Origin of the sequence: Paenirhizobium cremeum, from assembly GCF_022884085.1 — a bacterium.
In the GTDB taxonomy this organism is placed as follows: Bacteria; Pseudomonadota; Alphaproteobacteria; order Rhizobiales; family Rhizobiaceae; genus Allorhizobium; species Allorhizobium cremeum.
Genome location: NZ_JAGGCS010000009.1, coordinates 58,195 through 81,845 on the forward strand (window position 1 = coordinate 58,195; position 23,651 = coordinate 81,845).

Genomic DNA, 23,651 nt, shown 5'->3' on the forward strand with positions numbered 1-23,651 from the left:
ATTGATCGGTGTTTTAACAATCGTTCAGAAATTAATGTAATCATCCACAATAATCTGGCGGTGATCCTGCGGGCGTATGTCGTATGCCGGTGCCGCAAGGCGGGCATTCACTTACGATCAGGACAAATCATGCGAACAGATACGGGCCGGATCATTCATCTGGCAGACTACCGCCCCACCGACTTCGTGCTGGAACGGGTGGACCTGACCTTCGAGCTTGATCCGACCGAAACAAAGGTCGAGGCGCGTCTGATCTTCCACCGTCGCGAGGGTGTCGATCCGGCGGCGCCGCTGGTGCTGGACGGCGACGACCTCACCATGACAAGCCTCCTGTTCGACCAGATCGAGATGGCCCCGGAGCGCTACACGGCAACGCCCGAAAGCCTCACCATCCGCGACCTGCCTGAAAGCACGCCTTTCGAAATCACCGTCACGACGCTGATAAATCCCGAGGCAAACACGCAGTTGATGGGCCTTTATCGCTCAAACGGGGTCTATTGCACCCAGTGCGAGGCCGAGGGTTTCCGCCGCATCACCTATTTCCCGGATCGTCCGGACGTGCTGGCCGTCTATACGGTCAATATCATCGCCGACAAGGCAGCCAACCCGCTGCTGCTGTCGAACGGCAACTTCCTCGGCGGCGCCGGCTACGGTCCGGACAAGCACTTCGCCGCCTGGTTCGATCCCCATCCCAAGCCCTCCTATCTGTTCGCGCTCGTCGCCGGCGACCTCGGCGTGGTCGAAGACACCTTCACCACCATGTCCGGCCGCGAGGTGGCGCTGAAGATCTATGTCGAGCACGGCAAGGAGCCGCGCGCGGCCTATGCCATGGACGCGCTGAAGCGCTCGATGAAATGGGACGAGGAGGTCTTCGGCCGCGAATACGACCTCGACATCTTCATGATCGTCGCCGTGTCCGACTTCAACATGGGGGCCATGGAGAACAAGGGCCTCAACATCTTCAACGATAAATACGTGCTGGCCGATCCGGAAACCGCAACGGACCAGGACTACGCCAATATCGAGGCGATCATCGCCCATGAATACTTCCACAACTGGACCGGCAACCGCATCACCTGCCGCGACTGGTTCCAGCTCTGCCTGAAGGAAGGCCTTACCGTCTACCGCGACCACGAATTCTCGGCCGACCAGCGGTCCCGTCCGGTGAAGCGCATCGCCGAAGTGCGTCACCTGCGCTCGGAACAATTCCCGGAGGATGCGGGGCCGCTTGCCCATCCCGTCCGCCCGACCGCCTATCGAGAGATCAATAACTTCTACACGACGACCGTCTATGAGAAGGGGTCCGAGGTCACCCGGATGATTGCGACCATTCTCGGCCGCGACGGCTTCAAAAAGGGCATGGATCTCTATTTCGAGCGCCACGACGGCGAAGCCGCGACCGTCGAGGACTTCGTCAAGTCCTTCGAGGATGCCAACGGCCGCGATCTCAAGCAGTTTTCGCTGTGGTACAATCAGGCCGGCACGCCGCAGATCACCGTCTCGTCCTCCTATGACGCCGCGGCGAAGACGCTGACCCTGTCGCTGGAGCAGATGATTCCGGCCACACCGGGCCAGACGCACAAGGAGCCGATGCACATACCGCTGCGCTTCGCGCTGATCGGTGCCAATGGCGACGAGCAGAACCCCTCCTCCGTCACTGGCGGCGAGGTCACCGGCGACGTCCTGCATCTGACCGAGCGCAGCCAGACCTTCGTCTTTTCCGGCATCGCCAGCCGCCCGGTCATTTCGCTGAACCGCAGCTTCTCCGCGCCGGTGACCCTGCATTTTGCGCAGGCGACGGAGGATCTCGCCCTCATCGCGCGTTTCGAGAGCGATCTCTTCTCGCGCTGGCAGGCGCTTACCGATCTCGCCCTGCCGAACCTGACGGCGGCGGCTGCCGCCGCTGGCAAGGGCGATCCGGTCTCCTGCGACAAGGGCCTTCTCGACGCCCTTCTCGCCATTGCCGCCGACGACAGCCTCGAACCTGCATTCCGGGCGCAGGCGCTGACGCTGCCGAGCGAATCCGATATCGCCCGCGAACTCGGGGCGAACAACGATCCGGACGCGATCCATGCCGGCCGGCAGGCGATCCTCAAGGAGATCGCGACCGCGGGCGCGGCAACCTTCGAGGCGCTGTACAAGGGTCTGGCATCGGACGCCGCCTACAGCCCCGATGCCGCAAGCGCCGGCCGCCGCGCGCTTCGCAACTGCGCCCTCGGTTACCTCGCCCTCAGCGAGAACGCTCCGGGGACAGCTGCTGCGGCTTTCGCCAAGGCCGACAACATGACCGACCTGTCGCAGGCCCTGACCGTTCTTGCCCACCGCTTCCCCGATGCGCCGGAGACCCATGCAGCGCTGGCGGCATTCGAAAAGCGCTTCTCGTCCAATGCGCTGGTGCTCGACAAGTGGTTCCAGATCCAGGCGACCATACCGGGCGAAGGCGCGCTCGACCGCGTCATGCGGCTGATGCAGAACCCGCACTTCGTCGCCTCCAATCCCAATCGCGTGCGCGCGCTGATCGGCACCTTCGCCTTCGGCAACCCGACGGGCTTCAACCGGGCTGACGGCAAGGCCTACACGTTCTTCGCCGAACAGGTTCTGGCCATCGACAAGCGCAATCCGCAGCTTGCGGCCCGGCTGCTCACCGCCTTGCGCTCCTGGCGCCTGCTCGAACCCGGCAGGGCCGATCACGCGCGCGAGGCCCTGATGACCATCGAACGTAGTGGCTCGCTGTCCAACGATGTCCGCGACATTGTCGATCGCACGCTGAAGGGCTGATCGAACGCGAAAACGGAGCATGGGCGCGGACACCGGACTGCCGCGCCTCTCCTTGCCGGCGCTGCGCCGGCGGGCTTTCCCATCGGGATCGCCGATAGACCTCTCTGCCGAGGCTGGCGCTCCCGGCATTTCTTCCCGCTGGACCTCGTCTTCCAGCAGATCGGGTTGCGGCCCGCATATTGGCCTCGCCCCGCCCGCCCTCGGATACGGACGGGACACCGCCGTCTTTCCAATCAGATTCAAGCGTTTGGCGCGTCTCGCAGAAAAAAAGACGATTCGGAATAATGGCTTAAGATTTTGTTCATCACCCCGGTCTGGACAAGGCGAATCAGCAATGATTCATTAAGTCAGATTCGGGCGGCGGCGTCTCGAATCACACGAGGAAATCGAGGCAGGGGACGATGTCGAACGCGCAGCGGGCAACCGCAGCCGATGAACGGTTGCGGCTTAAAACTACCGTGTTTTCGGCTCTTTTGGAAACCCTTTCGACGGGGATCGCGACGCTTGCCGGCGCAGACGTCGGGGCGTCCCGACGGGTGGAGACGATCCTTCGACGCTCCATTCCGGTGCTCATCCTGGCGTTTCTCGCGGTCGTCGCACTTGCACGCACGGCCGGCATTCTTTCCGAACATGCACGCATCGAAAGTGCGGTGCGTCAGTCGACGGCACTGATATCGGCGGCTGCCAACGCCGCGCTAACGACGCAGCCGGAACTTTTCACCAAGGCCGACCGATCAGGCTCCGAGGCGGCGCTGGCGCGCTTCCTGCCGCAGGAGCGGATGGCGGATGGCGCCTTCGTCCTGCTCGTCGATGCCGGCGGAAGCATCTATGCCGCCACCTCGGCCGGCTCCGGCTATGTCGGCCTGCCGCTCGGCGCACTCCTGCCGGAGGTCACCACCATCCGGCGCTTTACCGATCGCAGCGGCGCAATCGAGACCGATATCGGCGGCATCCGTCATTTCGCCGTGGTCACGCCCGTCGGAGCCGAGGGCGCACTCATTCTGGCGGCCCATTCGCTTGAGGGTGCCACGACATTTTGGCGCAGCGAAATCTCGCTCAACGTCACGCTGTTTTCCGGCATCTCCCTGATCCTGCTTGTCATCCTCTACGCCTATTTCCAGCAGGTGAAGCGCGCCCGCGACGCGGACGAGATCTTTCTCGAGACCAATGTCAGGGTGGAGACGGCGCTGTCGCGCGGCCGCTGCGGCCTTTGGGACTTCGACCTCGCCTCGCGCAAGCTCTTCTGGTCGCGCTCGATGTACGAGATGCTTGGACTTTCACCGTCCGAGGACATGCTGACCTTTGCCGACGCCGCCAGGCTCATGCATCCGGCCGACGGCAATCTCTATGCGCTTGCCCGCGCCATCGGCAAAGGCAATTCCCGGCAGATCGATCAGGTCTTCCGCATGCGCCATGCCAACGGCCATTATGTCTGGATGCGCGCCCGCGCCCAGGTCATCCGTTCCAACACCGGCTGCCTGCACGTCATCGGCATCGCCATGGACGTCACCGAGCAGCATCGCCTTGCCCAGCGCTACGCCGAAGCCGACCAGCGGCTCGCAGACGCGATCGAATGCACCTCCGAGGCCTTCGTTCTGTGGGACAAGAACGACCGCCTGGTGATGTGCAACGCGCATTTCCAGCAAGTCTACGGCCTGCCGGACAGCATCCTTGTGCCCGGTACCGAGCGCGCGGTGGTGCAGGCCGCGGCTGCGCGGCCGATTATCCAGCGCCGCATCGCCGACCCCGATCTCGGCAGCAATTCGCGCACTACCGAGGTGCAACTTGCCGACGAGCGCTGGCTGCAGATCAACGAACGCCGGACACGCGACGGCGGCCTCGTGTCCGTCGGAACCGACATTACCCTCCTGAAGCGCCATCAGGAGCGGTTGCGTGACCAGGAACGGCGCCTGATGGCGACGATCGGCGATCTTTCCGCCTCGCAGAAGAAGCTGGAGCGTCAGAAGGCCGAACTTTCCGTCGCCAACACCAACTACCTCGCGGAAAAGGAACGCGCCGAGGCCGCCAACAAGGCGAAATCCGAATTCCTCGCCAATATGAGCCATGAGCTCAGAACTCCGCTCAACGCCATCCTCGGCTTTTCGGAAATCCTCGTCGCCGGCATGTTCGGCCCGATCGGCTCGCCGAAATATTCCGAATATGCACGCGATATCCATGACAGCGGCAAGCATCTGCTGAACCTCATCAACGATATCCTCGACATGTCGAAGATCGAGGCGGGACAGATGAAGATCCGCCGCGAGACCATCGATCTCGACGCGCTGATCGAGGAAAGCATGCGGCTTACCGCCATCCCGGCGGACGAGAAGAACATACTGATCCGGCAGCGCGTTTCGCCCAGCCTGACGATGAACGCGGACCGGCGCGCAATGAAGCAGATCCTGCTCAACATCCTGTCGAATGCGGTGAAATTCACGGAAGCCGGCGGCCGCATCGCGCTGCGCGCCCGCAGGATCGGCGATGCGGTCACGATCACCATCGCCGACACCGGCATCGGCATCCCCAAATCCGCCCTGTCGAAGATCGGGCATCCGTTCGAACAGGTGCAGAGTCAGTACGCCAAGAGCAATGGCGGCTCCGGCCTTGGTCTCGCCATCTCCCGCTCGCTCGTCGGCATGCACGGCGGCGACCTCAGGATACGTTCCTGCGAAGGCCGCGGTACGGTGGTCTCGGTCAGAATTCCGGACCGGATATCTGTGGAACGGCAGGATTGCGCGGCCTGAAACGCCGACGCGCTCAAGTCTTCACGATGTTCTGGAACACCTTCCGCGTCGCCTTCGAGAGCCGCCTCACCTCCGCCTCCAGCGTCTTCAGATCCGGGCAGTCACCGGCCTGGCAGACGAGATCGGCGAGGCCGGCGGGCACGTTGTCCGGATCGAAGGGACCGTCGATGCAAAGACGGATTACCTGTGAGAGATCCGTATAGAGCCGGAGCGCCGTCAGGCAGGTTTCAAGATCGTTCGGATCGAGCAGGACGCCGCCCAACTGCCTGAGGGCATCCGCCGTCGAATGCCCGTTCACATGCACATCGACGCCTCTGCCCTTGGCGATCAGGGCGAGGTATTGCGCGATGAATTCAATGTCGATCAACCCGCCCGGGATGAGCTTGAAATCCCAAATGTCGCGCGACGGCTTTTCCTTTTCGATCAGGGCGCGCATTTCCGCCACGTCAGCGGCGATGCCGGCTTCTTTTCTTGGCCTTGCAAGCACGGTCTCGATGATGGCCCTCGTGCGCTCGGCAAGATCCTCGTCACCGCAGATAAGCCGCGCGCGCGTCAGCGCCATGTGTTCCCAGGTCCAGGCTTCCTCGAGCTGGTATTTCTCGAAGGCACGCAAACGGGTCGCGACCGGCCCCTTGTTGCCGGAGGGCCTGAGCCGCATGTCCACCTCGTAGAGAACTCCCTCGGCAGTCGGCGCCGAAAGGGCGGCGATGAGGCGCTGCGTCATCCGGGTGAAATAGCGGACCGGGTCGAGCGGCTTCGGCCCGTCGGAATCGCCCGCGTCGTCCGCATGTTCGTAGAGAAGGATGAGATCGACGTCCGACCCGGCCGTCAGCTCGAAACTGCCGAGCTTGCCCATGCCCGCAAGCGCCACGGTGCCACCTTCGATGCGCCCGTGGCTTGCCTCCATTTCCTCCACCACGGCCTTCAGCGTCTCACCGATGACTAGGCCTGCGAGATCGGTGAAGGCATGGGCGGCCTGTGTGCCCCCGATGGCCCCCGTGAGCAGGCGTATGCCGATGAGGAACCGCTGTTCAGCCGCGAAGATCCGGAGGCGATCGAGAATTTCTTCGTAGAAGCGGCTGCCGTTCAGGAAGGAGGCGAGCCTTTTCGCCAGGTAGTCGCGGGTCGGCAGTTCCACCATCAGGCCGGGATCGAGCATGCCGTCGAAGACATGGGGACGCCGGGCGATGATCTCGGCAAGCCTCGGCGCCGACGACATGATGTTGACGATCAGGTCGAGCAATGCCGGATTGTTGCCGAGCAAGGAGAAGAGCTGGATGCCGGCAGGCAGGCCTGAGAGGAAATTATCGAAGCGCAGCAGGGCTTCGTCCGCACGGCGGCTTTCGCCGAAGGCCTTGAGAAGCTCGGGCATCAGTTCTGTCAGGCGTTCTCGCGCCTCGACGGATTGCGTGGCGCGATAGCGGCCGTAATGCCAGGTGCGAATGACGCGGGAAATATCCTCCGGCCGCTCGAAGCCGAGGCTTTTCAGCGTCTTCAGCGTGTCCGGGTCGTCCTGCTGTCCGGTGAAGACCAGGTTTCCCGTCGCCGTCGACAGCTTTTCCTCATGCTCGAACAGACGCGCGTAACGGCGCTCGACGGTCTTCAGCACGTTTTCCAGCCTGGCGGAGAAACCCGCCGTGTCGGAAAAGCCGGTCATGAAGGCGATGCGGCGAAGTTCCGCCTCCGTATCGGGCAGAAGATGAGTCTGCTCGTCATGAACCATCTGGATTCGATGCTCGATATCGCGCAGGAACCAGTAACAGGCGATCAGTTCCTCGCAGGTCTCGCCGTCGATCCAGTTCGCGCCGGCAAGCGCGCGAAGAGCGGCTTCCGTCGGCCGCACCCTCAGTTCCGGCATGCGCCCGCCGGCGATCAATTGCTGCGTCTGGGCGAAGAATTCGATCTCGCGGATGCCGCCACGGCCGAGCTTGACATTGTGTCCCTTGACCGCAATCGCTCCGTGGCCCTTGTGGACGTGGATCTGCCGCTTGATCGAATGAATGTCGGCAATCGCCGCATAGTCGAGATATTTCCGGAAAACGAAGGGTACCAGTTCCCGCTGGAACTGCTCGCCGGCCACAAGGTCGCCGGCGATGGGACGGGCCTTGATATAGGCGGCGCGCTCCCAGTTCTGCCCCCGCCCCTCGTAATAGAGAAGCGCCGCCTCCACGGGCACGGCAAGCGGCGTCGAACCCGGATCAGGACGCAGGCGAAGATCGGTGCGGAAGACATAGCCGTCGGCCGTGCGCTCCTGCAGGATGCGCACCAGCCGGCGCATCATCCGGCCATAGGTCTCCGTCGCATCCTCGGGCGCGGCGAGGATGCCCGCTTCCGGCTCGAAGAAGACGACGAGATCGACATCGGAGGAATAGTTGAGTTCGCAGGCGCCGAGCTTGCCCATGCCGAGCACGATCAGGCCGCTTCCCATCGAAGGCTCGGAAGGGTTCTTGAGGGTCAGTTTGCCCGCCTCCTGGCCTGCGACGAGCAGATGGTCGATTGCGGCTGCCACCGATGCGTCCGCAATGGCGCTCAGCCAGCGCGTGGTGTCGCGTGCGTCGAAAATCCGCGCCAGATCGGCAAGCGCGGTCAGGAAGGCTGCCTTGCGCTTGGCGACCCTCAGCCGCGACATCACCTGCGCCTCGGTGGCCGGCGGTCCGCCGGGCTCGCCTTTCCAGGCATCGCGCGCCGTGGCAACCAGCGTCTCCAGCATGGGCACGATCGGCTTTTCGATGGCATCGGCGAGCAGCGACGGCGAAAGGTTCGCAACCTCCCGCAGGTAAGGGGAAAGCGTCAGCGCCGCCGTGACGAAGCTCTTCAGCGGCCCTTCATTCGCCAGCAGATCCGCGATGGCCGGTTCGTTCCTGCCCGCATCCTTGAGCGTCGATAGGACCGATTTCAGCTCCGCCTGGTTGAATGGCCGGATCACATCCGCCGCAACCTCCGCCAGACGTGTCGTCTCTGCTTGCCTCATCTCACAGGCCTCCCTCCGGGCGAAATTGCCGGGGTCCTCTCCCCCGAATCCCGTTTCGCGAGGCAAAGTTAGGGCTTCTGGCCGGGAAAGACCATGGCCGCGGTCAAGCCCTTGTCGGGGGCGTCGTCCTGATGGGTATCGGAAAGTTCGAGGCGACCGCCATGCAGCGCCATGATCGCGCAGACCAGCGAGAGACCAAGACCCGTTCCGGGCTTGGATCGGCTCTTATCCAGGCGGACGAAGCGCTTGACCACTTCTTCCCGCTTGTCGGCGGCAACGCCCGGCCCGCTGTCGGAAACCCGGAGTTCCACGCCGGCGCCGGTCTTGGCGACGGTCACCTTCACCTTGCGGTCGCGATCTCCCTCGGCGCCGTATTTTATGGCGTTGTCGATGAGGTTGGAGATTGCCTGGCCGACGAGTTCGCGATTTCCCCTTACGGAGAGACCCGGCGCAATCTCGGTTTCGAGCGTCAGCCCCGCCTCCTCCGCCACCGGTTCGTAAAGCTCCGCGCTGTCGGCGGCGATGGCCGAAAGATCGATGTCCGTCAGTTCGGCTGCGATCGAGCCCGCCTCGACGCGCGAGATCATCAGGAGCGCGTTGAAGGTGCGGATCAGCTGGTCGGATTCGGCGATGATGCCTTCCAGAGCCGTCCTGCGGGTCGCGTCGTCGTCCTCGCTCAGCGCGTCGGCGGCCTTGTTGCGCAGACGGGTCAGCGGCGTCTTCAGGTCGTGAGCGATATTGTCCGAGACCTGGCGCAGGCCCTCGTTCAGCTTCTCGATGCGGCCCAGCATCTCGTTCAGCGAAGAGGAGAGACGGTCGAACTCGTCGCCGGAGCCGGACACCGGCAGCCGCTCCGAGAGATCGCCCGCCATGATCTTCTTGCTGGCGGCCGAGACGCGGTCGATGCGCTTCAGGGCATTGCGGCCGATCGCGAACCAGATGATGACCGCGCCGGTCCCCATGATCGCGAGCGCCACCATCAGGGCCTGCCGCACCAGCAGCCGCAGTTTTGTGGGTTCGCCAAGATCCCGGCCGACCAGCACTCTCAGGCTGTTGTCGAGGAAGAAGACATGACCCGCCGCCACGTGCCGCTGCACATCGCCGCTCTCGTTGTAACGCTCATATCGGAAGGGAAAGTCCGTCCAGCCCTCGTGATCGAACACGCCGGGCTGAACCGAGGCGACGTTGCCGGCGAGGATCTCGCCATTCGGTCCGGCGATCACGTAAAGATTGGCGCCCGGCTGGCGGGCGCGGCGCTCCATGATCGCGAGAAGGCGATTGATGCCGCCACGCTCATAGGCCGTCGTGATTTCCTGAACCTCTTCCTTCAGCGAGTCGCGCGTCTGGGTGTAGAGGATGCGCTCGGAAAGCGCCGTCACATAGATGACGAGCAGCGCCGCGCACAGGGCGAAGAGACCGATGTAAAGCGCCGACAGCCGGACGGCCGTCGACTTGAACAGGAGCTTGGCGCGGCTCATCCCGATATCAGCCTTCGTCCTTAATCATGTAACCTGCGCCGCGAACGGTCTTCAGCAGCGGCTTGTCGAAATCCTTCTCGATCTTGGAGCGAAGCCGGGAGACATGCACGTCGATGACGTTGGTTTGCGGATCGAAATGATAGTCCCAGACGTTTTCGAGCAGCATGGTGCGGGTCACCACCTGGCCGGCATTCTTCATCAGGTATTCGAGAAGGCGGAATTCGCGCGGCTGCAGCAGGATTTCCTTGCCGGCACGCTTGACCTCGTGGGACAGCCGGTCGAGTTCGAGATCGCCGACACGGTACATCATATCCTGTTCCGGCTTGCCCTTGCGGCGGCCGAGCACTTCGACGCGGGCCAGCAATTCTGAAAACGCATAGGGCTTGGGAAGGTAGTCGTCGCCGCCTGCGCGAAGGCCGGTCACCCGGTCGTCGACCTGCCCGAGCGCGGAGAGGATCAGCACCGGCGTATCGATGCCGCGCTTCCTCAGTTCGCTGATGACGGAAAGCCCGTCGCGGCGCGGCAGCATGCGGTCGATGACCATCACGTCATAGGCATTCTCCGACCCCATGAACAGGCCGCTTTCGCCATCGCTGGCATGATCGGCGACAATGCCCGCCTCACGGAAAGCCTTCGTCATGTAGGCGGCGGCTTCCAGGTCGTCTTCAATAACCAATATCTTCATGTGCGCGACATTACCGCCGGCCATGCCATCGGCACAACCGGAATCGGCTGGTCCCACAGTCCCGCTTCCTCCGGAATTCATGCTCTCGTCCTTGTTTTCCGTTTAGACAAACGGGGCGCCGAAGACCCGATCTTCGGCGCCCCGCGGTCAGTCAGTGCCGAGGGGCATCAGCCCTGGTTGATCGGAAGGGCCACGAAGCGGCTGCCGTTGTCCGATTCGATCTGGAACAGCGCCTTGGTGCGTCCGTCCTTCTTGGCCTGGTCAATCACCTTCATCACGTCGGCCGCCGAGGCGACCGGCTGGTTGTTGACGGAGGTGATCTTCTCGCCGGCCTTCATGCCCTTGTCGGCGGCGTCGGAGTCCGGATCGACATCGATGATCGACAGGCCCTTGCCATCTTCGGCCGGAGCAACGGAGATGCCCATGTTGGCGAGCGCCTGCTCGGTGGCCGGAGCCTGGCTGCTGCCCTCGCTTCCTTCGCCGGCGAGCGCCTGCTCGCTCGGCAGGGTGCCGAGATCGACCTTGACGGAAACCGCCTTGCCTTCACGCCACAGGGATACGTCGACCTGGGTTCCAGGTGCGAAGGCAGCGATACGGCGGGCGAGATCGCGGGGGTCCTTGACCGGCTCGCCGTTGACGGCGGTCACGACGTCGCCCTGCTTGATGCCGGCCTTGTCGCCCGGCGAACCGGCCTGCGGCGAGACAACCAGCGCGCCGCTCGCTTCGGACAGGCCGAGCGAGTCGGCGATATCCTGGGTTACCGGCTGGATCTGAACGCCCAACCAGCCGCGCTGCACGCTGCCGCCTTCCTTGAGCTTGGCGATCACGTCCTTGGCGACCGATGCCGGGATGGCGAAGGCGATACCGACATTGCCGCCGGAAGGCGAGAAGATGGCGGTGTTGATGCCGACCACCTGACCGGCCAGGTTGAAGTCCGGGCCACCCGAATTGCCGCGGTTCACGGCGGCGTCGATCTGGATGTAGTCGTCATAGGGGCCGGAGCCGATATCGCGGCCACGGGCCGAGATGATGCCGGCCGTCACCGTTCCGCCGAGACCGAAGGGGTTGCCGACGGCAACGACCCAGTCGCCGACGCGCATCGCCTCGTCATCGGCGAAGTCGACATAGGTGAATTTCTGCTTGGGATTGTCGACCTTGAGCAGCGCGAGGTCGGTGCGGCTGTCCTTACCGACCAGCTTGGCATCGAGTTCCTTGCCGTCGTTCATCACGATGGTGAAGGCGGCGCCGTCGTCGACGACGTGGTTGTTGGTGACGATGTAGCCGTCTTCGGAGATGAAGAAGCCGGAGCCCTGCGAGGTCGGGCGCAGGCGGCCCTTGCCTTCCCGGTGTTCACGCGGGTCGGCATTCGGACCGCGGTCCCTGCCGTCCGGGCCCGGCATGCCGAATTCCTTGAAGAAGCGCTTCAGCGGATGGTCGTCGGGAAGATCGTCGAAGCCGCGACCGCCGAAGTTGAACGAGAAGTTGCTCTCGTCGGAAGTGTTCTGGACGTTGGACTGAACGCGGACGGAAACGACGGCCGGCGAAACGGCGGCCACGACGTCGGCGAAGCTCGGAACCTGTGCGGCCTGAACCCTGACGGCTTCCGCATAGGCCGAATTGACGGCGACCGGAAGAGCGCCGGCCAACATCAGCGCGGCAAGGCCGGCTGCGGTCGAGTTCTTCAGGATCGTCTTGAGGTTGGAGCGACCGTTCTTTTCAGACATGGATGTTACCTTCATCTGTTCTTCTTGCTGGAGACCGGGAGAACCCGGCGGGAAGCGGTGGATGAAGGAGATATAGGCCGCGTCACCTTACTGCGAACTGTACGGAGGATGAAAACTTGGTAATCTTTCCGAAAGGCCCGAAAACGCGATGTACGCGCGGGCCGGACGGCCTCCGTCACTCGTCGAGCAGCTTGCCGAGACGCGCTTCCTCGTCGGCGGAAAGCTTCTGCGGAACGGGTTTTGCCCGGCCGCGGGCATAACCGAAAGCAACGCCGAGACCGATGACGAAGAGCACTCCGGGAAGCCCCCAGAGCAGCAGCGTGTGCATGGACAGGCGCGGTTTCAGCAGCACGAATTCGCCATAGCGCGACACGACGTAGTCGATCACCTGCTGGTCGCTGTCGCCGTTGACGATCCGCTCGCGCACGAGGAGCCGCAGGTCGCGGGCAAGCTCGGCATTCGAATCATCGATCGACTGGTTCTGGCAGACCATGCAGCGCAATTGCGCCGAAAGATCCCTCGCCCGCTGCTCGAGCTTCGGGTCGGGCAGAATTTCGTCCGGATTGACGGCCAGCGCCGGAAGGGGGGCTAGGAGGAGAAAAATCAGAAGGAATGAAGCAAGTCCCCCTCTGGCCTGCCGGCCCTCTCCCCCACGAGGGGGGAGAAAACGCGCGGCAAGGTCTTGCGCCCACCCTGACAGCCAAGTGAGGCGGTTAAGCCCCTCCCGCTTGTGGGAAGGGGTTGGAGAGGGGTTTATCCGAGAAGAAGCTACCGTCCTCATTCCGCCGCTCCCAGCGCCGCAGGCGCCACGACCTTGGCTGCCCGCTTCGGCACACCGACCCGCAGGCGGCGGTCGGAGAGCGAGACGAAGCCACCGACCATCATGATGAGCGCGCCGTACCAGATGCAGAGAATATAGGGCTTCCACCAGACGCGGACGACGATGCCGCCGTCGTCCATCGGATCGCCGAGCGAAACATAGAGCTGGCTGACGAGGTTGAAGGTGCGGATGCCGGCTTCCGTCGTCGGCATGCGCCGCGCCGTGTAGAGCCGCTTGGAGGACCAGAAATCGCCCTTGTCGACGCCGCCCTGGCGGATGGTGAAGTGGCCGCGATCCTCGGTGTAGTTCGGCCCGACCGCCTGCTTCATGCCGTCGAAGGTAATGGTGTAGCCGCCGGCCTCGGCCGTCATGCCGGGCTTCATCTCGAGGACGGTTTCGGTCTCGAAGGTGGTGACGGCGACGATGCCGAGCACGGTGACGCCGAAGCCGAGATGGGCGAGCGCCGTGCCGATCGCCGAGCGCGGCAGGCCGTTCAGGCGGCCAAGGGCGACCTTGAACGGCACCTTGCCGAAGGCTGAGCGATACCAGAGATCGGAAAGCGCCCCGAAAACCAGGAAGAAACCGGCGGCAAGCCCGAACACGGCCAGCACCGGCCCGCCGTTTTCGACGTAGTAGACGAGGATGGCGAACAGGAAGGCGATGACAGCGGCCGCGAACAGCCGCTGCATGGCGCCGAGCAGATCGCCACGCTTCCACGCCAGGAGCGGCCCAAACGGCACGGCCACCAGAAGCGGCGTCATCAGAAGGCCGAAGGTCAGGTTGAAGAACGGCGCGCCGACCGAAATCTTCTCGCCCGTCAGCGTTTCGAGCAGCAGCGGATAGAGCGTGCCGATCAGCACCGTGGCGGTCGAGACCGTCAGGATGAGGTTGTTGAGAACGAGCGCCCCTTCGCGCGAAATGGGCTGGAACAGGCCGCCCGCCTTCAGCATCGGCGCGCGAAGCGCAAACAGCGTGAAAGCCCCGCCGATGAAGAGCGTCAGGATACAGAGAATGAAGATGCCGCGGCTCGGATCGGTGGCGAAGGCATGCACCGAGGTCAGAACGCCCGAGCGCACGAGGAAGGTTCCGAGCAGAGACAGCGAGAATGTCAGGATGGCAAGCAGTACGGTCCAGATCTTCAGCGCATCGCGCTTTTCCATGACCAGCGCCGAATGCAGAAGCGCCGTGCCAGCAAGCCAGGGCATGAAGGAGGCGTTTTCGACCGGGTCCCAGAACCACCAGCCGCCCCAGCCGAGTTCGTAATAGGCCCAGTAGGAACCCATGGCGATGCCGGCGGTGAGGAAAGTCCAGGCGGCGAGTGTCCACGGCCGCACCCAGCGGGCCCAGGCCGCATCGATCCGTCCGTCGATCAGGGCGGCGATGGCGAAGGAGAAACAGACCGAGAAGCCGACATAGCCGAGATAGAGGAGCGGCGGATGGATGGCGAGGCCGACATCCTGCAGCACGGGGTTCAGATCCTTGCCTTCCGCCGGCACCGGCGAAATGCGGATGAACGGGTTCGAGGTCAAAAGGATGAACAGGGTGAAGGCCGTTGTAATCCAGCCCTGCACGGCCAGCACATTGGCCTTCAGTCGTTCCGGCAGGTTCCGCCCGAAGAAGGCGACGAGGGCGCTGAACAGGCTCAGGATCAGCAGCCAGAGCATCATCGAGCCTTCATGATTGCCCCAGACGCCCGAGAAACGGTAGATCGCCGGCATCAGCGAATGGGAATTCTCCCATACGTTCTGCAGCGAAAAGTCGGAGACCATATAGGCCCAGGTCAATACGCCGAAGGAGAAGACGACCAGCGCGAATTCCGCCAGCGTGCCGGTGACGGCGACCGACATCAGCGCCTTGTCGCCCTTTCGCGCGCCGATCACCGGAAGCACGGACACGATCAGCGCCGTCGCCAGCGTCAGCACCAGGGCATAGTGTCCGAGTTCGATAATCATTGGGTCTTCCCCTCGCCTTCCCAGACGCCGTCCTTCTTGAGCCGGTCGGCGACTTCCTTCGGCATGTAGTTCTCGTCATGCTTGGCAAGCACGCTGTCGGCGACGAAACCGCCGGAGGTGTCGAAGACGCCTTCGGTCACCACGCCCTGTCCCTCGCGGAAGAGGTCCGGGAGGATGCCAGTATAGGTGACGGGCACCGTGCCGGTCCCGTCGGTGACGGAGAACTTGACGGTCGAGCCTTCCCCGCGGACCACCGATCCCTCGGCCACGAGGCCGCCGAGACGGATGCGGGTGCCCGGGCCGACGGCCGTTTTTTCGAGGTCCGCGGGCATGTAGAAATAGGCGACCGACTGGCCGAAGGCGAACATCATCAGCAGCACGGCTGCGATGATGAAGCTCATGCCGCCGGCAATCACGGCCAGTCTCTTCTGCTTGCGGGTCATTTCAGTGCCTCCTCAACCGGCAGGCCGAGTTCCCGGGCCATGGCGATCAGTTGCTTGCCTTCCGCCCCGTCGGCGGGGAAGGTGGCAAGTCCGTCCTTCAATGCGCCGACCGCGCGTTCCGGTTCCTTGAGCATCGCATAGGAGCGCACGAGGCGCATCCATCCCTCGAAGTTCTTCGGGTCTTGCTTGAGCTTGGCGTCCAGGCTTTCCACCATGCCGCGGATCATCGCCATGCGGTCGCCGGCGGACATGTCCTGGGCGGCCGCCACTTCGGCCTCCGTCGGATTTCCGGGCGCCGCCGGTGCGGCTGCGGGTACTTCGCCGCTGTTGGCGGCGATGTGCTGGCTGACCAGAGGCACCCACGGCGCCTGCTTGGGCGAGGCAGCCAGAAGCTTTTCGAAGGCGGCCTTCGCCTCCGCCCGCTTGCCCCCCTGTTCGAGCGCCAGCGCAAGATAGAATTCGGCGCGCGGATTGTTGGCATCGAGGCGCAGCGCCTCCTCGAAAGCCGAGCGGGCATCCTCGGTGACGATACCGCCATTGCCCGCCACAAGCACTTCGCCGAGACCGCTCATCCTCGCCGGGTTCGGCCCGAGAAACCGGATTGCATTGCGGTAGGCGAGTTCGGCGTCGCCGATGCGTTCGCTCTTGAAATAGATCGGCGCCAGCACGTCCCAGCCCGCCCCGTCATTGGGATTTTCCGCCAGGTGACGCTCGGCCTTGGCGACCAGAAGCTCGAGATTGTTGCCGGGGTTTTCCAGACGCTCGGCAAGCGGTGCCGAAGGCGTGCCGGGGCTGCCGGTCAGCAGATAGAGCCCGAGCCCGATCGCGGGAAGACAGAGGATGACGAAGGCTTGCGCCAGCGGATGGTGGCTCTTTCGAACGGCCTTCGCAGCGTCGGCCTGCGGCTTGCCCGCGGACACCGACAGCAACCGGCGTCCGATCTCGGCGCGAGCATAGTCGGCGTCTTCGGTGGAGATCAGCCCAAGGCCCTTGTCGCGCTCGAGTTCTCGCAACTGGTCGCGGTAAACGGCCGCTTCTCCGCTGTCGTCATCCGGCTCCGCGACCGACTCCTTGAGCAGGGGCAGCAGCAGGACGACGGCGACGGCAACCGTCAGGAGAGCGGAAATGATCCAGTACAGCATGGCGCCCAATTACTTCAAGCCGAAGCTCATTCCAACAGACAAACGGCCGATGACGCAAAGTTGAGGCGTTTGGCCGCAAGCCGAGCAGTAAGGGAGAGAACGCCAGCAAGCCTTGACTTATGTCAAGGGCGTCCAGGTGCCGTCGCTGTTGCGGCAGGCCGCGCCCCTCGCCTCGATCTGCTTGCCGTTGTCCACCAGCTTGTGGGTATATTGACGGCAGTTCTGCTGGCCGACCTGATAGGGCGCCGCCGCGACCACCTGCCCGCTGACGCCGTCGCTCGTCCAGGCCACCGGCTGGCCGCCGGGAGCCGCCTCCAGCGCGCGGTATTCGGCTTCGAGCGCCCGCTGACGCTCGCTATTGGAAAGCTTGACGCCAGACCGCGACACAATGCCGCCCTGCAGCGCGGAGATATAAAGGGCCGAGGCGTCCGCCTTGCCCGACGACACGAGGCCGCCGCGCGATCCCCCTGTGGTGGAGCAGCCGGTCAATGCCAGCGCCGTCAGCGCCGCCAGCGCCACCGAACGAATGCGCGTATCTCCCATCGATCCAGCCCAGGTCTCGTCGAAACATCCGATTGTCACGTCAATCCTCGCTCTGCTGCGGCATGCACATGGCATCTTTATGGCCGGCATTGTTTTTTCATGGAAAATATCGATCATGCAGTGTCTCTTGTCACGGCCGGCAGCACAAGTCTCGCCTTCAATCCGCCGATTTCCGCACGGGAGAGGCCGAAAGCCCCCTGATATTCGCTGGAAATCTCCTTGACGATCGAAAGGCCGAGTCCGGTTCCCGGCTTGCTCTCGTCCAGCCGCTTGCCGCGCTTCAATGCCTCGCCGATCTGGTCCGGCTTCAGCCCCGGCCCGTCGTCGTCCACGGTGACCTCGATCCAATTGCGCCGGGAGGCGTCGGTTCCGCCCGCGCCGGAATCGGTATGCACGGCGCGCACTGTGACCAGCTTCTTGGCGAAGCGCGCCGCGTTTTCGAGAAGGTTGCCCACGGTTTCCTCGACATCCTGCTGCTCCATCGCGAAGGTCAGCCCCGGAGCGACGCTGAGGCGGAATTCGGTCTCGGGATTGAGCCGCCGCATGACCCTGACGAGGCGTTCGAGCACCGGCTCCGCCTCGGTACGGGCAAGCACCGAGTCCCTCTGGGCGGCGATGCGGGCACGGTTGAGATAGGAGGTCACCTGGCCCTGCATGGCCTCGGCCTGGCTTACCACCACCTCGCCATGGGTCTTGTCGAGCGTCCTCGCCTCGTTGAGCAGGACGGCGATCGGCGTCTTCAGCGAATGGGCGAGATTGCCGACCTGCATGCGGGCGCGCTCGACGATGCGCCGGTTGCTGTCGATCAGCGCGTTGATCTCGTTGGCGAGCGGCTGGATCTCGCGCGGAAACTCGCCTTCGATGCGCTCCGCCTCGCCGCCGCGGATCTTTTCCAGCGCCCGCCGCGCCCGGTCGAGCGGTTTCAGGCCGTAGAGAATGGCAAGGCCGTTGACCACGAGCCCGCCGAAGCCGAACAGAGCGAGAGCTGCATAGAGCCTGGTCGAGAAGAAGGAAATTTCCTCCTCGACCACTTCGAGATTGCCGGAAACGCGAAAACGCGCCGCGCGCCCCTCGCCGTCGAGCACGACCTCGGTCTCGGCCACCCTCAGCCGGTTTCCGGCGGCGTCCTCCATCGGATAGAAGCGCTCGTAATGCTCGTCGAAGGGATATTCCTCCAGCCCCGGCACCGGCAGGTTGGCCATGCCGAGCGAGGTGGAGGCGAGCGGGGCCGCGCCATAGCTGCCGAGCGGCTCGACCAGCCAGTACCAGCCGCTTTCCGGCTGGGAAAAGCGCAGGTCACCGAGTGCCGGACTGCCGGCGAGGCTGTTGCCGTCGCTCACGGAGACCGAGTTGATGACGTTGTAGAGTTGGGCGCGCAGCAGGTTGTTGAAACCGCGTTCGACACCCTGCCGATAAAGGGCCGAGATCACCACGGCAATGGTGACGAGCGCCGCCGCCGACCAGAGCGTCGCCAGCAGGAGAACCCTTGCCGTGAGGGATTTCAGCGCCATGTCAGGGCGCTTGGATGCGGTAGCCGAGACCCCGCACCGTCTCAATCATGTCGATGCCGATCTTCTTGCGCAGCCGTCCGACAAAGACCTCGATGGTGTTGGAATCGCGGTCGAAATCCTGGTCGTAGAGATGCTCGACGAGTTCGGTGCGCGATACGACCTCGCCCATGTGATGCATCAGGTAGGAGAGCAGCCTGTATTCGTGCGAGGTCAGCTTCAGCGCCACGCCGTTGACGGTTGCCTTGGAACTCTTGGTGTCGAGGCGGATCGGGCCGCAGACGATTTCCGAGGAGGCGTGACCCGCCGCCCGGCGGATCAGCGCGCGGATGCGTGCCAGCACTTCCTCGACATGGAAGGGCTTGGCGACATAATCGTCGGCGCCGGCGTCGATGCCGGCCACCTTGTCGCTCCAGCGGTCGCGCGCGGTCAGGATCAGCACCGGCATGACCCGGCCCGCCGCCCGCCATTTTTCGAGAACGGTAATGCCGTCCATTTCCGGCAGGCCGATATCGAGGATGACGGCGTCGTAGGGCTCGGTATCGCCGAGAAAATGCCCCTCCTCGCCGTCCATGGCCTTGTCGACAACGTAGCCTGCTTCCTGCAGCGCCTCGACGAGCTGCCGGTTGAGATTGACATCGTCCTCGACGACGAGAATGCGCATCAGATTTGCCCCCTGCCTGCCTGCATCCGTCCCGGCACGGTCCTGCGCCGGGACGGTCCATTGTTCGAAAGCTCGGTTATTCCGAAACCTGCATCGTGACCTTGCGTGGACGCTCGTTGCCGTTGCCGGGCACGAGCACGGTGATGATGCACTGGCCACCGGACTGGCGGACGGAAAGAAGCTGCCCGCCGATCTCGGAGACCGCCCTTGCGGCCGCCGCACGGCAATCGGTTCTTGCGCGGTTGTTGTCGTCCTGTGACTGAACGAGCACGGGGGCCGGCGTCGTGGCATCGGACGCGAAATAGGGCCACGAGGGAACCGCGAGGCCCGCCGCCAGACCCGTGATGACCATCAGTGATGCCATAGCTAATTCTTCCGGACTACTTTTACTGTTGCCCGATTATGTATCGCATGACGTCTGAATGGCAAATGAATGCTGGTTACGATCAGTTCATCTTGCGTGTTTCGATGCCCTGCGTGGCCTTCAAGCGCCCGTAGATCGCAAGCAGGCCGCCGAGCGCGCCGGCGGCGGAAACCGCGATATCGGCAAGCTGCAACTGGTCGGCGGCAGTGAGTTCGAAGCCGGCGAGCCGAAGCGTCGAAGCCCCGATTGCGATCAGCGCGCCCCACACCGTCTTCGACTGATACCATTGTTTCAGGTCGTTCATGCCATGCTCCTTTTTGCTGCTTGGTTGATTGTTTTCGGTTGTTCGCTATCGGGCCGCTCCATCGAGAAAGGCCCGCCCGACCTCCGTCATGCCGGACTTGATCCGGCATGACGGCTGCATGGGCATCACCCAACCGTCACCGCCGCCTCGGCAGCGACACCTGCCGCCAGCCGCCCGATCTGCCGGACGCGAAACCTGAGCGACGTCTGCGCCACCCCGAAATCGGCAAGTTCCAGTGCCCGTGGATAGATCCAGCGCGCCTCATCGGCCTCCGCGGTGCGCACCACTGCACCCCCGTCGAGGATTTCGATCCGATAGGCCTCCTCCGCCTCATCGAGCGGAATGTCGGCACCCAACCAGTTGTCGGCGTCGACGCGACCGCGACGCACCCAGCCGAGTGCGATATCGCCCTCCGGCGCTCTCGCGGCCCGAAGGTGCACCGGCGCGAGAGGCGTTTGCGCCCTCGTGCCGCCGGCAAAGACGAACGGTCCCCTGGCCGGTCCCGCTCCGCCCACGGCTTCCGCGATATAGTTGAGCGCCAGCCCCGCCTCCTCTCCGGCAAGGCCGACCGGCTTCACCGCCTCGTCCAGCAGCACGACCGCCGCGCCTTCCTCGGCCCCCGCCGCCATCGCATCCTCCGTGCCGGCAAGACCGCATAGCAGGGCAGTCAGTCGCCAGCGTCCCGGAGCAACCTCTTTTGCGTCGGCAAAGGCGAGGACTTCCCAGCTCCCGTCGTTCGAACGCACCGCCAGCCGGTTCGCGCCGTTCAGCACTGCGAGCCGGCTTGCCGAGGAAAGACCGCCGAAGGAAAGCGTCACTTCCAGCGTCCGCGCCATATCGAAGCGCCCCGAGACCCCGGGCAGCAGCGGAGCGGCCAGCACGCCCATGGTCGCCGGGCGTTCGAGAACGGTGCGCAGCCCATAGCCTTCCGCCTCGGCGGAAGCGGATATCGCGATGCTCCGCCATGGCCGGCAGAAGCCCGCGACCCGCGCGAAGCCCGACGCCTCTCCCGCCGCGTATTGCGGCAGGTCCATGAAGGCGAGAAGCGGTGCAAAGCCCGCCGATGCCGGATTGTCCGGAACGCGCCCGTCCGCCGCCGAGACCCTGAGCGCGGATGTCGCCGCCGCCACCTCCCGCAGCGTCAGCCGCCGAGCCGCACCGTCGTCGATTTCTTCGACAAGGAAGCGTCGTGTAGGTCCCTCGGGAAAGGCCAGGATGTCCCCTGGCTGCACCTCGATTTCGCCCGGTCCGAGTGAAAGTTCCAGCCGCCGACGCCCGATACGGTGGTCGCGCAGCATGGATTCCGCTGCCGCGAGCGCCGTTTCCTCGGGAATGACGGCCGCGAGATCGCGGGCGAGCTGGCGCGTCGTCGCTGCTTCCACCCGGCGCGAGCGAACGCTCGCCTCGGCGTAATCGGCCGCCGGGTCGTAGAAGGTCAGCATCGCTTCGGCGGCGAAATCGCTGTCATGGCCGCGCGTTTCCCGCCAAAGCGGTTCGCCCTCGATATCGGCAAGAACCGGCATTGCCGTTGCGGCCAGCCCGGCGGCCGCCCGCGAACGGAAACGCAGGACAGCGCCGTCCTCGATCACGTCGATCAGGAAGTCCTCGGCCAGCGGCTCGATCAGGCCGCGGGCGGAAGCGAGATCACCCTGCACATAGCCGCCGAGATCGCCTGCCACTTCCGACACGTCGTAGTCGTAAAAACCGTGGTCGTCGAGGATTGCGGCAAGCGTATCGGCAAGTGTCGCCGTGCCCAGCCGCCCGTTCAGCCAGTGGCCCGTCCGCCAGTTGCCGCCATCGGCCCAGAGCCCGGTGTCGAGCGGAAAGGCCGGCTGCGGCCGTGCATCCCAGCACCAGAGAAAAAGCTTGTCGGGATCGACCATGCCGGCCGGCACGCCAGCGCTTTGCCAATGGCCAAGATGCGCCTCCAGAAAACGCCGCTGCTGGCTGTCGGCCCTCAGCCCTCCCGAAAAATACGGCAAGGCGCTTTCCGCCGATTTCGGATCGACGAAGACATTCGGCTGGTTCGCGCCCTTGTCGATTGCCGGACAGCCGAGTTCGGTGAACCAGACCGGCTTCATCCCCGGCGTCCATGCCGTCGGCAAAGCTTTCTCCGCACCGTTCACCCTGTCATAGTGCCGGTTCGCCCACCAGCCGGCGATATCCTTGTAGCGGAAGACCCAGGGCTTGCCGGCCAACCCGTCGGTAATAGGCGTGCGGATGCGCGCGGCCCGGTCGGCATCGCTCGCATAATACCAGTCGAACCCCTCTCCGCCCGCTATCTGCACGGCCATCGCCGATGCATCGTCGGGCGTGGCAAAACCATCGGGATTGCCGGCCTCCAGATCGCCATCGCGCCAGTCGGAGAGCGGCATGTAATTGTCGATGCCGACCGCATCGATCGCGGGGCTGGCCCAGAGCGGATCGAGGTGGAAATGGACGTTTCCCGTCCCGTCCTGCGGATGATGGCCGAAATATTCGCTCCAGTCCGCGCCATAGGTGATCTTCGTGCCGGCCCCGAGGATCGCCCTGACATCTGTCGCCAGTTCCACCAGCGCCTCTACGAAGGGAAAGGCGTCCACCCCGTCCCTTAGCGTCGTCAGCCCTCTCAGTTCCGATCCGATCAGGAAGCCGTCGACACCGCCCGCCGCCTTTGCCAGCAGCGCATAGTGCAGCACCAGCCGCCGATAGCCCTCGTCCTCGCAGGCATAGGCAACGGAAGTTCCCGAAACCGTGAAATCGCCAGCCTCAGCCGAACCGCAAAATGCCGCAACGGCATTCCGCGCGGCTGCCGTCCTGTCAGGCGAGCCTGCCCGCCCCGGCGCCGGATGGCAGGTGATACGCCCGCGCCAGGGATAGGGCGCCTGTTCCGCGCCGCCATGGGGGTCCGGCAAGCCGTTGCCAACCGGTACGTCCATCATCAGGAATGGATAGAGCGTCACCTTCAGACCGCGCGCCTTCAGATCCCGGATCGCCTCGACCACGCTCATATCGTCGGGCGTGCCGCCATAGGCCGGACCGCCATCGTGACGGCTCACCAGCCATGCCTCCGTGCGCGCCATGCCGCAGACGCGCCACCCCCGGCTTTCATTCTTGTGGCGCGGCGCTTCCTTTGGCACAAATTAGCGCTAGCTTTGGCACACAAAAACAAAAAAACTTGACGGCGGCGGCGTGCCGCGACAATTGATCTAACGTCCCTCGGCGGTGGGGCGTGGCAATTTACTAGACCGCGTGCGGCCGGTCATCCTCGTGAGAACGACATGGATGAACAGTACCCGCATTGGACCAGCCACGTCGAATGGCTATCCGCCCACCGTGGCAAGGCCGTCCAACTACATTGCAGCCGGTGCCGATTGATAAAGGCCTTCAGGGTTGACGATGCTCTGGAGCGCGAGGGAGATGTATCGGTCCGATCGTTTCCGTCTATAGTCGCCCGTCGGCTAGGCTGCAAACGTGTCGACTGCCTAGACAAATGGAAGGCCTGCAATATGGCCTATCTCGCCCGAAGGTCTTTTACCGACCTCCCCGATT

General features: G+C 64.1%; 15 protein-coding genes and 1 pseudogene. 2 read left to right on the top strand and 14 right to left on the bottom strand.

The window, feature by feature from the left end; translation table 11 throughout:
- Positions 1-129: 129 nt before the first annotated feature.
- Positions 130-2,778: an aminopeptidase N gene (gene pepN, locus J5N58_RS16600; RefSeq protein ID WP_112827444.1), complete on the top strand. Its 2,649-nt coding sequence runs from the start codon at positions 130-132 to the stop codon at positions 2,776-2,778.
- A gap of 401 nt (positions 2,779-3,179) precedes the next feature.
- Positions 3,180-5,522 (top strand): PAS domain-containing sensor histidine kinase, encoded by a 2,343-nt coding sequence (locus J5N58_RS16605; RefSeq protein WP_112827489.1) that lies wholly within the window; start codon positions 3,180-3,182, stop codon positions 5,520-5,522.
- Between the two features lie 13 nt (positions 5,523-5,535).
- Here the strand turns inward: J5N58_RS16605 and J5N58_RS16610 are convergent, their stop codons facing one another.
- The 14 genes and pseudogenes from J5N58_RS16610 to J5N58_RS16675 form a co-directional block, all read right to left on the bottom strand.
- Positions 5,536-8,493: a bifunctional [glutamine synthetase] adenylyltransferase/[glutamine synthetase]-adenylyl-L-tyrosine phosphorylase gene (locus J5N58_RS16610; RefSeq protein ID WP_244711723.1), complete on the bottom strand. Its 2,958-nt coding sequence runs from the start codon at positions 8,491-8,493 to the stop codon at positions 5,536-5,538.
- A 68-nt stretch (positions 8,494-8,561) separates the two neighbouring features.
- Positions 8,562-9,971 carry a sensor histidine kinase gene (locus J5N58_RS16615; RefSeq protein WP_112827446.1) on the bottom strand — a complete coding sequence of 470 codons (1,410 nt, stop codon included), beginning with the start codon at positions 9,969-9,971 and terminating at the stop codon, positions 8,562-8,564.
- A gap of 7 nt (positions 9,972-9,978) precedes the next feature.
- Positions 9,979-10,680, bottom strand: a complete 702-nt coding sequence (locus tag J5N58_RS16620; RefSeq protein WP_112827490.1) for a response regulator transcription factor — start codon at positions 10,678-10,680, stop codon at positions 9,979-9,981.
- A gap of 143 nt (positions 10,681-10,823) precedes the next feature.
- Positions 10,824-12,380, bottom strand: a complete 1,557-nt coding sequence (locus J5N58_RS16625) for a Do family serine endopeptidase (protein ID WP_244711727.1) — start codon at positions 12,378-12,380, stop codon at positions 10,824-10,826.
- Positions 12,381-12,555: 175 nt separating this feature from the next.
- Positions 12,556-12,987: a cytochrome c-type biogenesis protein gene (locus tag J5N58_RS16630; RefSeq protein ID WP_244711962.1), complete on the bottom strand. Its 432-nt coding sequence runs from the start codon at positions 12,985-12,987 to the stop codon at positions 12,556-12,558.
- A 170-nt stretch (positions 12,988-13,157) separates the two neighbouring features.
- Positions 13,158-15,152, bottom strand: a complete 1,995-nt coding sequence (locus J5N58_RS16635; RefSeq protein ID WP_113338859.1) for a heme lyase CcmF/NrfE family subunit — start codon at positions 15,150-15,152, stop codon at positions 13,158-13,160.
- The gene (gene ccmE / locus J5N58_RS16640; RefSeq protein WP_112827450.1) at positions 15,149-15,595 is read right to left on the bottom strand and encodes a cytochrome c maturation protein CcmE; all 447 of its coding nucleotides are present in this window, start codon (positions 15,593-15,595) and stop codon (positions 15,149-15,151) included. Before ccmE ends, J5N58_RS16635 begins: the two co-directional genes overlap by 4 nt.
- A complete protein-coding gene (gene ccmI / locus J5N58_RS16645; RefSeq protein ID WP_244711729.1) occupies positions 15,592-16,737 on the bottom strand; it encodes a c-type cytochrome biogenesis protein CcmI in 1,146 nt (381 codons plus the stop codon). Before ccmI ends, ccmE begins: the two co-directional genes overlap by 4 nt.
- Before the next feature lie 117 nt (positions 16,738-16,854).
- On the bottom strand, positions 16,855-17,280 hold the full coding sequence (locus J5N58_RS16650) for a hypothetical protein (protein ID WP_112827491.1): 426 nt from the start codon (positions 17,278-17,280) through the stop codon (positions 16,855-16,857).
- Positions 17,281-17,393: 113 nt separating this feature from the next.
- Positions 17,394-18,791, bottom strand: coding sequence for an ATP-binding protein (locus J5N58_RS16655; RefSeq protein ID WP_112827452.1), 1,398 nt, complete (start codon positions 18,789-18,791; stop codon positions 17,394-17,396).
- A 1-nt stretch (position 18,792) separates the two neighbouring features.
- On the bottom strand, positions 18,793-19,452 hold the full coding sequence (locus J5N58_RS16660; RefSeq protein WP_112827453.1) for a response regulator transcription factor: 660 nt from the start codon (positions 19,450-19,452) through the stop codon (positions 18,793-18,795).
- 76 nt (positions 19,453-19,528) lie between these two features.
- The gene (locus tag J5N58_RS16665; protein WP_112827454.1) at positions 19,529-19,816 is read right to left on the bottom strand and encodes a hypothetical protein; all 288 of its coding nucleotides are present in this window, start codon (positions 19,814-19,816) and stop codon (positions 19,529-19,531) included.
- 82 nt (positions 19,817-19,898) lie between these two features.
- Positions 19,899-20,120, bottom strand: a complete 222-nt coding sequence (locus J5N58_RS16670; protein WP_112827455.1) for a hypothetical protein — start codon at positions 20,118-20,120, stop codon at positions 19,899-19,901.
- 125 nt (positions 20,121-20,245) lie between these two features.
- Positions 20,246-23,230 (bottom strand): annotated as a pseudogene (locus J5N58_RS16675) (baseplate multidomain protein megatron); the annotation flags it as partial.
- Between the last annotated feature and the right edge of the window lie 421 nt (positions 23,231-23,651).

Excerpts from the sequence above, each read along its gene's own strand:
- ccmI (WP_244711729.1), bottom strand. The coding sequence starts at position 16,737 with ATGCTGTACTGGATCATTTCCGCTCTCCTGACGGTTGCCGTCGCCGTC.
- pepN (WP_112827444.1), top strand. The coding sequence starts at position 130 with ATGCGAACAGATACGGGCCGGATCATTCATCTGGCAGACTACCGCCCC.
- J5N58_RS16610 (WP_244711723.1), bottom strand. The coding sequence starts at position 8,493 with ATGAGGCAAGCAGAGACGACACGTCTGGCGGAGGTTGCGGCGGATGTG.
- J5N58_RS16670 (WP_112827455.1), bottom strand. The coding sequence starts at position 20,120 with ATGAACGACCTGAAACAATGGTATCAGTCGAAGACGGTGTGGGGCGCG.
- J5N58_RS16665 (WP_112827454.1), bottom strand. The coding sequence starts at position 19,816 with ATGGCATCACTGATGGTCATCACGGGTCTGGCGGCGGGCCTCGCGGTT.
- J5N58_RS16650 (WP_112827491.1), bottom strand. The coding sequence starts at position 17,280 with ATGGGAGATACGCGCATTCGTTCGGTGGCGCTGGCGGCGCTGACGGCG.
- J5N58_RS16635 (WP_113338859.1), bottom strand. The coding sequence starts at position 15,152 with ATGATTATCGAACTCGGACACTATGCCCTGGTGCTGACGCTGGCGACG.
- J5N58_RS16620 (WP_112827490.1), bottom strand. The coding sequence starts at position 10,680 with ATGGCCGGCGGTAATGTCGCGCACATGAAGATATTGGTTATTGAAGAC.
- J5N58_RS16605 (WP_112827489.1), top strand. The coding sequence starts at position 3,180 with ATGTCGAACGCGCAGCGGGCAACCGCAGCCGATGAACGGTTGCGGCTT.
- J5N58_RS16625 (WP_244711727.1), bottom strand. The coding sequence starts at position 12,380 with ATGTCTGAAAAGAACGGTCGCTCCAACCTCAAGACGATCCTGAAGAAC.
- ccmE (WP_112827450.1), bottom strand. The coding sequence starts at position 15,595 with ATGACCCGCAAGCAGAAGAGACTGGCCGTGATTGCCGGCGGCATGAGC.
- J5N58_RS16655 (WP_112827452.1), bottom strand. The coding sequence starts at position 18,791 with ATGGCGCTGAAATCCCTCACGGCAAGGGTTCTCCTGCTGGCGACGCTC.
- J5N58_RS16615 (WP_112827446.1), bottom strand. The coding sequence starts at position 9,971 with ATGAGCCGCGCCAAGCTCCTGTTCAAGTCGACGGCCGTCCGGCTGTCG.
- J5N58_RS16660 (WP_112827453.1), bottom strand. The coding sequence starts at position 19,452 with ATGCGCATTCTCGTCGTCGAGGACGATGTCAATCTCAACCGGCAGCTC.